The organism is Bacillus sp. ILBB4, assembly GCF_035064545.1.
GTDB lineage: Bacteria > Bacillota > Bacilli > Bacillales > Bacillaceae_H > Priestia.
Genome location: NZ_JAIQVD010000002.1, coordinates 615503 through 628457, shown reverse-complemented (window position 1 = coordinate 628457; position 12955 = coordinate 615503). Strand labels below are relative to the sequence as shown.

12 protein-coding genes are annotated in these 12955 nt (G+C 38.6%); 11 read left to right on the top strand and 1 reads right to left on the bottom strand.

Translation table 11 applies throughout. The features are described 5' to 3' along the window. Positions 1-9: 9 nt before the first annotated feature. The 11 genes from LAV82_RS09385 to LAV82_RS09335 all read left to right on the top strand — a co-directional run bounded on the left by LAV82_RS09385 (position 10) and on the right by LAV82_RS09335 (position 11347). On the top strand, positions 10-744 hold the full coding sequence (locus tag LAV82_RS09385; protein WP_499715968.1) for a YveK family protein: 735 nt from the start codon (positions 10-12) through the stop codon (positions 742-744). Beyond that, positions 734-1366: a CpsD/CapB family tyrosine-protein kinase gene (locus tag LAV82_RS09380; protein WP_211078511.1), complete on the top strand. Its 633-nt coding sequence runs from the start codon at positions 734-736 to the stop codon at positions 1364-1366. The genes LAV82_RS09385 and LAV82_RS09380 overlap by 11 nt, the downstream gene beginning before the upstream one ends. 31 nt (positions 1367-1397) lie before the next feature. Then, a complete protein-coding gene (locus LAV82_RS09375) occupies positions 1398-2036 on the top strand; it encodes a sugar transferase (RefSeq protein ID WP_013055814.1) in 639 nt (212 codons plus the stop codon). 12 nt (positions 2037-2048) lie between these two features. Then, positions 2049-2999, top strand: a complete 951-nt coding sequence (locus LAV82_RS09370) for an NAD-dependent epimerase/dehydratase family protein (protein WP_499715966.1) — start codon at positions 2049-2051, stop codon at positions 2997-2999. A 9-nt stretch (positions 3000-3008) separates the two neighbouring features. Further along, entirely contained in the window at positions 3009-4454 is a 1446-nt protein-coding gene (locus LAV82_RS09365; protein WP_207371931.1) for an oligosaccharide flippase family protein, read from the top strand. Next, positions 4447-5649 (top strand): O-antigen ligase family protein, encoded by a 1203-nt coding sequence (locus LAV82_RS09360; RefSeq protein WP_013055817.1) that lies wholly within the window; start codon positions 4447-4449, stop codon positions 5647-5649. Before LAV82_RS09365 ends, LAV82_RS09360 begins: the two co-directional genes overlap by 8 nt. Further along, a complete protein-coding gene (locus tag LAV82_RS09355; protein WP_499715965.1) occupies positions 5646-6431 on the top strand; it encodes a glycosyltransferase family 2 protein in 786 nt (261 codons plus the stop codon). The genes LAV82_RS09360 and LAV82_RS09355 overlap by 4 nt, the downstream gene beginning before the upstream one ends. 13 nt (positions 6432-6444) lie before the next feature. Next, positions 6445-7512 (top strand): glycosyltransferase family 4 protein, encoded by a 1068-nt coding sequence (locus tag LAV82_RS09350; RefSeq protein ID WP_499715964.1) that lies wholly within the window; start codon positions 6445-6447, stop codon positions 7510-7512. Between the two features lie 100 nt (positions 7513-7612). Beyond that, the gene (locus LAV82_RS09345; protein WP_499715962.1) at positions 7613-9145 is read left to right on the top strand and encodes a pectate lyase family protein; all 1533 of its coding nucleotides are present in this window, start codon (positions 7613-7615) and stop codon (positions 9143-9145) included. Positions 9146-9593: 448 nt separating this feature from the next. Further along, positions 9594-10589 (top strand): dTDP-glucose 4,6-dehydratase, encoded by a 996-nt coding sequence (rfbB, locus tag LAV82_RS09340; protein ID WP_499715961.1) that lies wholly within the window; start codon positions 9594-9596, stop codon positions 10587-10589. A gap of 209 nt (positions 10590-10798) precedes the next feature. Then, positions 10799-11347 (top strand): acyltransferase, encoded by a 549-nt coding sequence (locus tag LAV82_RS09335; RefSeq protein ID WP_034264091.1) that lies wholly within the window; start codon positions 10799-10801, stop codon positions 11345-11347. A gap of 61 nt (positions 11348-11408) precedes the next feature. Here LAV82_RS09335 and LAV82_RS09330 read toward each other — a convergent pair whose 3' ends face one another. After that, entirely contained in the window at positions 11409-12884 is a 1476-nt protein-coding gene (locus LAV82_RS09330) for a glycosyl hydrolase (RefSeq protein ID WP_499715960.1), read from the bottom strand. Positions 12885-12955 lie beyond the last annotated feature (71 nt).

Here is a 12955-nt window from a genome sequence, read left to right as displayed (position 1 = left end):
GACATTATTATGCAAGATAAGCTTCAGCTTAAGGACTTCTTTTACATCTTAAAAAAAAGGTGGCTGACTGTTTTAGCCACTATGCTGTTAGCCAGCACAAGTATTGCTGCGGTAAGTTTCTATGTGTTAAAGCCAACATATCAAGCGTCAGCTCAAGTGCTGGTAAATCAAGCAACTTCTAAAAATGTAGATGAAATCGCAAATATTACACAGCTGAACACACAATTGATTTCTTCTTACATCGATTTTATTAAAAATCCTATTGTATTAAAAGGAGTAAAAGATGAATTGAGCTTAAAAAGCTCAATAAAAGATTTAAGTGATGAAATCACCGTTCAGCACAATGAAAACTCTCAGTTTATTAATATTACAGTCAGAGATCACGATTCTAAACAAGTAAGTGAAATTGCAAACAGAGTCGCTTTTCTATCAAAAAATCAAGCTGAGAAGCTAATGAAAGGAAGCAATATTCAAGTGCTGACAGATCCTTCTGATAGTGAACAAATCTTTCCGAAACCGCTTCCTGTAGCAGCTATAGCAATTGTCGTAAGCTTCATGCTTGGAGTAGCGATTGCTGTTTTTCGTGAATACGCAGATGACTCACTTCGAAATGAAGATGAAATTGAGAAGCTTATCGGTCTCCCTGTCATTGGGCATATCGAACTCCAACCTCGAAAAATGAAGAGAAACCAAAAGCAAGGCAGTGATGAGGCAAAGACTAGGAGGGAGAACCTTGAGTTTTAAACGAAGAAAGTATCCATTTTCACTGTATCAAGATGCTAAAACCATCAACCAAACAAATATGATTCGAAAAAATGTTGAGGTTCTGCTGAATAGTGAAGCCAAATGCCTGACAATCACATCAGCGGAAGTGAACGATAAAAAGCCGCTTATGACGGCAAAGCTAGGGATTTCATTTGCTGAACAAGGAAAAAATGTTCTTCTTATTGACGGAAATGTCCATTGTCCTTCTCTTCATCAGCTTTTTCATCTCGGAAGTTCAGAAGGGTTAACGGATGTGTTAGTAAACAAGCAAAGCCGTCATTTACCGATTAAACAAACGTCGTACAAAGGACTGGACGTGCTTACGGCAGGATCTCACTTTCGAAACGCATCAACATTATTTGTTTCCACGTACTTTGATGAGCTTATAGAAAGATGGAAAGAAGAATACGATTTGATTCTTTTTGAAACGCCTCAGTTTTTAGAAGAGACAGATTCTCATATTCTTGCCGCAAAATGTGATGCGACAATGCTTGTTGTGGAAGAACGCAAAACAAAAGCAGATGCCGTTGTCAAAACAAAAAATATGCTGGAAAAAGCGCGGATTCATGTACTAGGCGTTATTTGGAGTCCGTCTCACTAGCTCCTCACTTTATATAGAAGGAAGTGAAACGATGAATCAAATTGTCTCGAAAACGATTAGTGATTCCGACGTGCTAAAAAAAGAATTTACACTTTTTTACTCACTGTGTAAACGCATGTTTGATATTGTGATTTCGTTTATAGCTCTTGTGGTTTTGCTGCCTGTTATTTTGTTGTTTGCGCTTATTGTGATGATTGAAACACCGGGTTCACCTTTCTTTCTTCAAGAGCGTCTGGGTCAAAGCGGCAGGCCATTTACCATCATGAAGCTGCGTTCGATGTACAGTGACGCGGAAAAAAACGGAGCGCAGTGGGCCGTTAAAAATGACAGCCGCGTTACCAGAGTAGGAAAGCTGATTCGCCAAACGCGAATTGATGAACTGCCTCAGCTGTGGAATGTATTAAAAGGCGATATGTCGATTGTCGGTCCAAGACCTGAAAGAGCAGTATTTATAGAAGAATTTCAAAAAACACTTCCTTCGTTTAGTCAGCGGCTTGCTGTTAAGCCTGGACTAACAGGCTGGGCGCAAATTAACGGAGGATATGAGTTAACGCCAGCAGAAAAGCTGGAGCTCGATCTTTACTACATTCAACATACGAATATACGGTTTGACGTGAAGATTATGATAAAAACGCTAAGAGTCATTGTAACAGGAGACGGATCAAGATAGGAGAGGGATAACATGAAAAGAGTATTAGTTACAGGCGGATGCGGTTTTATTGGGTCACATATGGCAGAGCTTCTTTATCAAAACGGATTTGAAGTAAAGGTAATCGACAATCTATCAACGGGAAAAATAGCAAACTTAGAAAATCGAGGCATTTCTTTTCACTACGGAGATATTGTGAGTGAAGAATTAGATAAAGTATTTGCCGAGTTTAAACCTCATTATGTTGTTCACCAAGCGGCTCAAGTGAGCGTGGCTCATTCCGTTACTAATTTTCATCATGACGCCAATGTTAATATTCAAGGAACGATCAACATTATTAATGCATGCAAAAAACACGGAGCTGAAAAAATCATTTTTGCTTCATCAGCTGCCGTGTACGGAAATACGAACGTTACTCCAATTACGCTTACTCATCCAACGAGTCCAGCTTCACCTTACGGACTGTCAAAGTTTACATCTGAAGAATATTTGAAGCTTGCCAAGCAGCTGTATGATATTGACTACGTGATTCTTCGCTACAGCAACGTATACGGTTCACGGCAAAATTCACAGGGTGAAGGCGGCGTAATTTCAATCTTTTTTGACCGGTTTGTCACGAACCAGCAGCCGATTATTTACGGAAGCGGCCGTCAAACAAGAGATTTTATTTACGTAGAAGACGTGAGCCAGGCGTGTTTACAAGCCATTCAGTATGAAGGATGCGGCACGTTTAATATTTCCAATAACAGCAGCATTAGCATCAACGAACTCTTTTTTACGATGAAAAGCATATCCGGCAGTCACTTAATACCTGCTTATCACAGCGTGCGAGAAGGAGATATTGCAGACAGCAGACTGTGCAATAAAGAAAGCATCAAAGTGCTGAAGTGGTCGCCTGCTTTTACGCTGGAAAAAGGATTAGCTAAAACGTACGACTATTATCATCAAACGTTAGCTCAGCAATTTGCTAAAACGATGGAGTAAGAGGGATGTATGAAGAAAAATTCCATTTGGAAAAACATTGTTCACTTATTTATTAGTACCGTTGTATCACGTTTGTTAAATGCAGCTGCGCTTATCGTACTGGCACAGTATTTAAGCGCAGCTAGTTACGGGAGATTCAGCGTAGCGCTAGCTTTTGCGATGATATTAGGCTACTTTACTGACGTTGGCTTAAGCAATACGGTTCTTCGCGAAGGCTCTAAAAAGCAGGCGGACGTGGATCATCTTTTGTCATCGTATGTGAAAATGAGAATTCTGCTTTTGCTTGCGACGTTTGCAGGAGCGTATATAGTGATTTCCTTGTTTTATCACGAAGCATCACTTGTAAAGATGATGTATTACTTGATTGTGCCGATGGTGACAGGACTTGCGATGCAAAGCATCGGGATTACGTATTTTCAGCTTACTGAACAAATGCATCACTTAGGAGCCATTCGGATCTATTCAGCTCTTTTGCTTGTTGTTTTACTCACAGCTGGGATGCTGATGCATGCAAGCGCGTTTTTTATTTCGTTTTTGTTTGGCTTTTCCTACTTTTTAGCAGGAGTGTACGGTCTGTGGATGGTTGGGAAAAGAGTATCGTTTAATTTTAAAAAGCGAATTCAACGGGGACTGCTGAAGAATATCGGGTCCTTTATTGTAAGCGGACTGCTGATTATGCTGCTGCCGCAGCTTGGTCCAATCGTATTAGAAAATACAATTCCGCTTGCAGCCGTTGGTGTGTTTGCCGTTGCGTACCGCATTCCATCGGCGCTGTATCAAGTTCCAGGAATTGTAGCAGGTGCGTTTTATCCAGTATTATTTCGCCATTATAATCATCAGAAGACAGACAAACATTTACAGTTAAATATTCTTCAAGTGAAGCTTATGAGCTTAGTAGGAATGATAACGGCGCTACCTTTTTATCATTTATCCGATCTTGCCGTGTCTTTATTGTTTGGAGAGAAATGGGCTGCGGCCGGAGATGCGTTAAAGTGGCTGTCGCTGATGCTGATTTTCCAAGGCCTAAGTGTAGCACTAGCAGACGGTTTAACAACAAAAGGACTTCAAGGAAGAAGAACGGGCGTTCAGCTCATTGCTGTTGTATCGGGAATTGCTTTTTACTATTTTTTAAGCTCTGCTTATTCTGTGATGGGAGCCGTGTATGCTGCGTTGCTGATTGAAGGAATCTTGTTTCTCGGCTGCTGGCTATGCAACCCTGAAAGAGTCATTATCATGCGTAAAACCTTTCCGATTTTTGTTTGCTTATTTGGAAGCACGCTTGCAATTACCACGCTGCTATTTTCACAGCACCCGTTTATTGCGCTGTGCGTAAACATACTGCTTGTGTTACTGCTGACGCTGCTAGATAAAGAGATTAGAAATCAAGCGCTAGGCTACCTGCAAAAAAACAAACCAGTAAACGTAGAGAACAGAAAGGAGGCACAAAATGGATAGTGTATATGTACAGAATCGAAAATCGACCGTTTTGTTTTGCCTTTTTGTTCTTGTCACGCTAAGCAAATATAACGTCAATATTGGTTTTGCATTAAAACCGTACATGATTTTTTTATTTGCACTTCTGCTGCTTAGCTTTGCTTCTTTTTACGTCTATAAGCTTCAAGCATATGAAGTGCTGCTGCTTTTATTTTATCTTTTTTACTGTATGACCGGAGCGTTTTCTCTGTACCCAGAAGCGAGTCTTCGTATTATGCTAGGCGTTTTGCTTATTCTCGTTTGCTATTTTTTGATGAAATATGTCATAGCAGAGTTTCATAGCGGCAGCATCAAACGTGCGTTAACCGGAGCGGGCATTCTTTTTAACGGCGTGAGTTTACTGCTTTATATGGCAGGTCTTCAAGCGGTTCATTTTCAATTTGCGTCCGATGTAGAAATTATCAAATGGGGCGTGATGATTGACCGCAGCTATCCGCGGTTGATTGGCGTACTGGATGATCCTAATATTTATGTATTTTATAATACGCTGTTTTTTACTTACTTTTTAACGAATAGCGGTAGTACTAAAAATAAAGTCGGACTTTTACTTAGCACATTAGCAAGCGTTTTAACGTTCTCGAGAGGCGGATTAATTGCTATGGTCGCTGTGTTGATTCTGTATTTGCTCATTACTCGTTCGCTTAACAGTCTCAAAACAGTTCTGTCGTTTGTATTTTTATTTGGTGCACTTGCTCTTATCGCCCATTTTATGACGAATTTTAACGTGTTTACCATTTTAACGGAACGGGCCGATGATTTTTTACATGACGGAGGAAGCGGAAGGTTTTCGTTGTGGAATCGGGCATTTGAGTTTTTTTCATCGCATCCGTTTGCCGGAATCGGCGCTTTTAACTTTTTAGAGTACAACTCGTTTTACTACGGTGAGGCGCTGTACGTTCATAACACGTTTTTAGAGATTTTATCAGAGACGGGTATGATTGGTTTTTGCTTATATTTCAGCTTTTTACTTCTTGTGTTGCTTCAGCTTTTGAAACAAAAAATTCATAAACAAGAACCTTACTTATTTTTAACGTTTGTTGGTTTTTTGCTTCAAATGATGTCACTTTCGTTAATTGTAAATGAGCTGTTCTTTTTATACTTAGCGCTGCTGTCAGGCTATTTACGAAATCATCAAAGTGAGGAGAGTGCGAGATGAATCTTTTAAACTTTCAACAAAATCAGCCCCTCGTTTCAATCGTTACACCTGCTTATAACTGCGCAGCCTTCATTTCATCCACCATCAAATCCGTGCAGCAGCAAACCTACCTCAACTGGGAGCTGCTGGTGATTGACGACTGTTCAACAGATGAAACGGCTGAAGTAGTAAAGAACTTCAGTAGAAAAGATCAACGTATTCAGCTGCTTCAGCTTACAAAAAATTCAGGAGCCGCAGCGGCACGCAATGAAGGTATAAATGCAGCAAACGGACGTTTTCTTGCCTTTTTAGACAGCGATGATGTATGGCACGCAGAAAAACTTACAAAACAAGTGGCATTTATGCTTGAGAAAAACTGCGCTTTTTCCTATACAGGCTACAGCATAATGGATGAAAAAGGTGAAAAAACAGGCGTTGAAGTGAACGTTCCTAAAAGCGTTGATTACAAGACGCTTGTGGGAAACACCATTATCGGCTGTTTGACGGTGATGCTTGATAAAAAACAAATTTCCGCAATTTCAATGCCAAGCATTCAGCCAGAAGACACGGCACTGTGGCTGTCGCTGCTGAGAAAAGGCTATACTGCGTACGGTCTTCAAGAGTCACTTGCTTATTACCGTCTTGTATCTCACTCGGTTTCTAGAAACAAGCTTAAAGCAGCGACGAGGTATTGGAACCTTCTTCGTAAGCAAGAGCGGCTGCCTCTATGGAAAAGCACGACTTATTTTGTGCAGTACAGCGTGAATGCGTATGCCAAAAGTAAAAACCTCTCAAAATCGTAAAGGATGTGAAGTCTTGAAAAACGTACTTTTAATTACGGATAAATTGATTACAGGCGGAGCAGAAACGTATTTTTGCAAGCTCGAAAATCAGTTAAATCATCCGGATATTACCGTATATACAGCAGCTGCAATGGGAGAACTGTACAACAAAATTCAATATAAAAAACGGTTTACGCCTTTAAGCAGAAAAAATCACCTTCACAACCTTTATGTACTTTGGAAAAAAGTGCGTGACTGTCAAATTGATATCATTCACGCCAACAGCCTGCGTATGGTGATGTATGCAGTATGCGTAAATCGAGTGCTGCGAAAAAAAGTAAAAATACTTTATACAAAGCATAATGTAACGGTGCTTGAACAAAAGGCAAAAAGCTTTTTTTGTAAACTCGTAAACTCTTATGTGCATCAAGTAATTACCGTCAGCCGCTTTGAACAAGAGCAGTTAATGAACCTTGGCGTAAATAGCGGTAAAGTGACAACAATTTATAACGGAGTGGATCTGAATCAATTTGTGTTTAAGGAAAAAGGTGCTTCACTCGACTGTCATATTGGCCTGTTAGCAAGAGCTTCAAAAGAAAAAAATCACGAGCTGTTTATCGAAATTGCCTCACTGCTGAAAGGTAACGAACACATGAAGTTTCATATCGGAGGAGGAGGGCCTGAGCTGCAGCGAATTCACGAGCTTATTCACCAGCAAGGCTTATCTGAAAAGATAAAGATATGGGGAGAAGTAGAAGACCCAGAAGCATTTATTACGAAAATGGATATGCTTCTGTTAACTTCTCACCGTGAAGTCTTTCCAATGGTTGTTTTAGAAGCAATGGCCGTCGGTACACCGATGATTTCAATTGATGTAGGCGGCGTGAAAGAAGCGATAGCAAACGGAGACACGGGCTATTTAATCCCGACTTATTCACCTGAAGCATTTGCTGAGAAAATCACTGAGCTGTATGCTGAGCAAGAACGACAACAGTATTTTGCCAAAGGAGCGAGAAAAAAAGTCGAACAGCACTTTACAGCGAGTCAAATGATTGCATCGACTGCTAATCAATACGTAAACGTAAGCGGAAAAAGCTTCTAACACGGAAGCTTTTTTTTCTATGAAAACAGTGAACCACAGGTAGTCAAAACGCATAAATTAATAGAAGCAGTACATGCTTTACACCTGCTGAGAAAGCGAGATGAGTTTAATGGAAAACTGCAGTGAAGAAAGAATAGTCGACGCCGCTTGTTTTGGCGTGAAAAGAGACGGCGTGACGGATGATGCCCCTGCGATACAGCAAGCAATTGATTACGCAGAGGCTAACAATTTATCACGAGTACTACTAACAGGAAACTATACGTATGCCATCGCATCACCTCTTGAGATTAAACCGTCTATTTCGTTTGAAATGGACAGCGGAACCAAACTTAAAGTAACGGGAAACTATCATGTATTTACGCTGCAAAAAGATGCGTCGATTTCAGGTGGAACAGTTGAAGTGACCGACCCATCATTTACCTCTTCGGTCATTTACCTTCACGGATCGCAGCAATTAGAAACAGGAAACAAAACGACGATAAGCAACATCAGTATGATTAATACGTCTGGTGCTTATAACGGAAAAGGCATTTATTTTTACTGCCAAAAGGCATGGGATTTTATTAGCTTTGTGAACGTATCATTTGTACACCTTCGCAACTTTGAAAGGGGTGTGCTGCTGCAAACTGAAAAAATCACCAATATTAATACACCTGCATGGATCAACGCAAATAACTTTAGCTATTTATCAATTGACGGCTGTCAGTATGGAGTTGACGTGGCTGGTATTAGTGACGTGCCGTATGAAACGTCAGGAAACAGCTTTAGTCATTTTCAAATGCAGTGCCGCAGCCAAACGAAACGAGCGATTAAATGTTCAGGTGCTTATAACATATTCGAAGGACATATTTGGGATACGTATTTAATGAACGGCGGAGAACCGCCCGTAGAATTTACGAGTATCGCGCATCGAAATCAGCTTGCCTCCAACCTTTTATCCACATCTATTTTAAACAACGGACAGTATAATGATATTATTTCTCCTTTTGAACAAACCCGAAATATATTTGCCCCAGGACTTCCAGGAAAACCTGATATCATCGGCAATCAAGACGATATTTTCGTACAAGCTGATAAAAAATATACCGTCAAACAAATTGCTGGAAAAGCCCCGTACGGAGGAAGCATCAGCAACTGCTTCAGCTTAGTTGATGAACAAAGCATGAACTACCTTGACGTGCCGGCTTCAGCTCCCGTTGTGATTGAAATGGACTTTACTGCAAATCCAATTAAAATGCTGAATATGGCCGGCGTTTCATTTGGATGGGGTGAGTCACCTAAAAATATTAAATTTGAATATCTAACAGCACTAGACGGTGCGTGGACAACGGCAAAAGATGTAAAAAACAACTTAGGAAACACGGTAACGGCAGAAGTGCGAGCCAATACGCTGTATAAAATGAGACTTACGCTAAGCGAATATACAAAAGATCACAAGCGCTTTCGAATTAACCGGATATTTGGCACGTCTTCCATGATGCCCGGTTCCTCTTGGGTGGCAACGTCCGGAAGCAAAATGTACGGAAACCTCGAGTTTCAGCAAGGAAACAGCCTGACCCTTAAATCGCCTGACGGACAAAGCTGGAAGCTAAGCGTTGATAACACAGGGAAAGTCTCGGGGATAAAAATCTAAGTAGAGAAATTACTTTTAAACCAGCTTCTTTTTATGAGAAGCTATTTTTTATGTCGATAAAAAGTCACGAGTGTACTATGGATAGAACAAACCCTATGACCGATGGATATCACAAAGTGAATCAAGTGCTCTACTCAGGGAGGCAAAGCATCGCCTCTTTAAAGTTTTTTTCTTAATATAGTAAAATCATCAACCCAGTATTATAATGAGTGGTTTTATTTGGTTTTTGTTCCTAGGTATAAAAACTTCTTGAAGGTTGAAAGCTTTACCCGTAGATATATTAAAGAGGATTAGTTTATATTTTTTAACAGGCAACTTCAATAATGGAGGAGGGTGAAACCCTATTTGAACAACGCCAAGAGAATTATCATTATAATTTAATTATATACAGACGTAGGTATATATGATTATAATATGGTTATTAATGTAATTTTAGAGGGGGATAATAATGAATTTGTTGGTCACAGGAGGGTTAGGGTTTATTGGAAGTAATTTTATTAAATTTATGCTTGCAAGTTACAAAAAATATAAGATTATTAATTTAGATAAAATTACTTATGCAGGAAATTTAGATAACTTAAAAAAGGTGAAAAGTAATAGTAGTTATAAGTTCGTTCAAGGGGATATATGTGACGCGAAGTTAGTAGAAACCGTGATTAAAGAGGAAAAAATAGATGTAATTGTTAATTTTGCCGCTGAATCTCACGTTGATAGGAGCTTTCTAACGCCTCATGTATTTGTTCAGACTAACATTATGGGAACACAAATATTATTAGATTTAGCCATGAAAAATGATATTAAGAAATATGTACAAATATCTACAGATGAGGTATACGGTGAATTGGGGAATGATGGTTATTTTAATGAAAAAACCCCTTTATCTCCCACGAACCCTTATTCAGCAAGTAAAGCAGGAGCAGATTTTATAGTTAAAGCTTACCATGATACCTATGGAATTGATGTGAGTTTTGTGCGTTTTGCCAATACTTATGGACCATTTCAATATCCTGAAAAATTGATTCCAATGACAATTACAAACGCTTTAGAAAATAACCATATTGCCGTACACGGTAATGGAGCAAGCATACGTGACTGGTTATTTGTAAAGGATAACATCCGTGCCATCGATTTGGTTATTCATAAAGGTAAACCAGGAAATGTATATAATATAGGAGCTCGAGAAGAGAGGAGCACTATAGAAGTGGTAGAGACAATTTTAGAAATATTGAATAAGCCAAAAAGTTTAATACATTTTGTAGATGACCGGCTATCCCAAGATTATCGATATGCTAATGATCCCACGAAAATTATGGAAGAGTTGGGGTGGGCCCCCACTTACGATTTTAGAGAAGGGATTCTTGAAACAATTAAATGGTATCAACATAACGACACTTGGTGGCAGCTCTTAAAAGGTAAAGAAAAAGAGCGTTTGTTATTACGTTAAATAAACATTTGTCTGATAATCTGTTTATTAATCAAGAAACTAATGAAGATTTAACCAGAAGATAAAAACGAATGTATAGACAATAAAATGCCCTTTTAAATATGGTTTCTTAGTGAAGATATACCTATTTATTCTAAAGTACTTCCTTTGTGACCAATAATGTAGTATTTTGAAGGTATTTGATAATAATGGAAAGGAAGTTATATTAGATGACGGTTGTAGATAAAGCATTTGCAGTAACTAAGGGGAGTTTGCTAAAGTTTAAGCTTTCGAAATCAGGTAAGTTGCCACGATTAAGAGGAGGATGTTCAGTAAAATCTCAAGGCCAGATTGTAGCAGGAGACAACTTGTCAATTACAGGGCGTCCCATAAAAGTAAGCTTGAATACCGAAAATAAAGAATCAAAAATAGTATTTGGAAATAATGTATTTATTAATTATGGTGTAGATATAGGCTGTGCTAGATCTGTTAGAATTGGGGATAATGTAAAGATAGGTCCATTGACAAATATAATTGACAGTAACTATCATCTTGTAGATTCTAATGATTCTCTAAAGAGTGAGCAAGTAGTAATTGAAAATAACGTCTGGATTGGACGAGGTTGTTCAATTTTGAGCGGCGTAACAATTGGTGAAAATTCCGTTGTGGCAGCTGGAAGTGTAGTAAATAAAGATGTACCCCCTAATGTGCTAGTAGCCGGTTCGCCAGCAAAAATAGTTAAAAATTTGGAAATAAAAGACGGATGGATCAGAGACTAGAAAATTATAGTGTTTACATAGAACATCCCCATCAATTATTGATGGGGATGTTCTCATATAGCTATTCATAAGTTTGAAGGTCAGGAAGTTCGTCAAGTGTAATGACATAAGGGCTGTTATACACCCTCAATAAATGCTCTCGGCTATTTATAATACCATCTTTCAAGTATTCATCTTTCCAAGTAAGAAACCAACTCCATGAGATATGGTAATCCTTCAAATCAGTTGGATCAGGAATAGGTCCATTTTCTGATAAGCTTACAAGTTTTTTGTTGCTTACAAGTGAATTCAATCGATCATATTGCAAACTTATCGCATTGTAGTTCCCGGCTTTAGGATAGGAATCATAGCTAACAATATCTACATATCTATCACCTGGATACCAATCTTCAGATACAGAATTCCATACCCAAATAATGTTGTTAATTTTATGATAGTAAGTTATTCGATCATACATCAGTTTGTATAGCTGCTTAGCTGGTTCAGGACCCTTTGCACCCCACCAAAACCATCCGCCTTCAGCTTCGTGCAATGGTCTAAATAGAATTGGAACTTTGGCATCTTGCAGTCTTTTTAGCTGCACGGCAATTGCGTCAATATCCCTTAAAAGCAAACGGTAATCTTCGGAGTCTTTATGGTCCATAGCATATTGAAGATTAAAGGTCGTTGCATTTTTATAGGAACCTTTGTACCACTCTTTTCCGGGCTGCTTAATAAGGTCTTTAGGAGCATTCCAATGCCATGAAAATGTAACGATTCCTCCTTGCTGATGCCATTTGATTGCTTCTTCTACTTGATTTGATTGACGTCCGTACGCAACTTTAGACGGAGAATAATCAGTAAAGTCAAACCCCGCAACAGCAGGCTTTTTGCCGATATTATCATTAAGCCATTGAACGCCAGACATATCCTGTTGGCCAGATAAAATTTTCTTTCCGTATTGATCTACAAGAAATTTCATTAAGGATTTAGTATCTTTCGTTGCATGTTGATTTACAAGTTCTTTATTAATCGCAGTTTTTTCATTTTTATATGTAAAAGTATTTGATTTAGAAGTAGGAGTAAGTTTAATATAATCTAAGTCATAAAAACCCCATCCAGATCGTATTTTTATAGTGTTTTTCCCTTTATGTAACAAAACCTTCCCTATATTCAACTCTTTGAAATTATCGGATTCTTTTAATATTATCTGTACAGAAGGTTCGCTATTTAAATTTACCGCAGCGTGTTTTTCTCCTCGTCCAGTTGAGACTCTATAACGTATAGCTAATTTATACAAACCTTCTCGAGGGGCATCGATAATAAAAATAGCAGAATCATCTTTTTTATGAAAATTAGTTACGTATCCATCTCCGGAATAACCCCTAACCTCTTTACTTATTTTGGTCCCGTTTAATATAGATTTTTCAGCTTCATAAATCTGACTGGTGTTAGTTTTTTGTATGATAGGGGGTTTATTGGGTCTATTCGTAACTATATAAATAATCCCAATTAATAAAAGAGTGAGCGGCAGATAAAGTGCAAGCTTCTTTTTCAAAGTTTCATCTCCTTACAATTGACTTATTAATTATAAAACAACGATAAATGTATGGATTTAGTATCTACTAA

Bases quoted from the DNA above. Each gene is read 5' to 3' on its own strand.
- LAV82_RS09360 (WP_013055817.1), top strand. From the start codon at position 4,447: ATGGATAGTGTATATGTACAGAATCGAAAATCGACCGTTTTGTTTTGC.
- LAV82_RS09375 (WP_013055814.1), top strand. From the start codon at position 1,398: ATGAATCAAATTGTCTCGAAAACGATTAGTGATTCCGACGTGCTAAAA.
- LAV82_RS09355 (WP_499715965.1), top strand. From the start codon at position 5,646: ATGAATCTTTTAAACTTTCAACAAAATCAGCCCCTCGTTTCAATCGTT.
- LAV82_RS09345 (WP_499715962.1), top strand. From the start codon at position 7,613: ATGAGTTTAATGGAAAACTGCAGTGAAGAAAGAATAGTCGACGCCGCT.
- LAV82_RS09365 (WP_207371931.1), top strand. From the start codon at position 3,009: ATGAAGAAAAATTCCATTTGGAAAAACATTGTTCACTTATTTATTAGT.
- rfbB (WP_499715961.1), top strand. From the start codon at position 9,594: ATGAATTTGTTGGTCACAGGAGGGTTAGGGTTTATTGGAAGTAATTTT.
- LAV82_RS09370 (WP_499715966.1), top strand. From the start codon at position 2,049: ATGAAAAGAGTATTAGTTACAGGCGGATGCGGTTTTATTGGGTCACAT.
- LAV82_RS09335 (WP_034264091.1), top strand. From the start codon at position 10,799: ATGACGGTTGTAGATAAAGCATTTGCAGTAACTAAGGGGAGTTTGCTA.
- LAV82_RS09385 (WP_499715968.1), top strand. From the start codon at position 10: ATGCAAGATAAGCTTCAGCTTAAGGACTTCTTTTACATCTTAAAAAAA.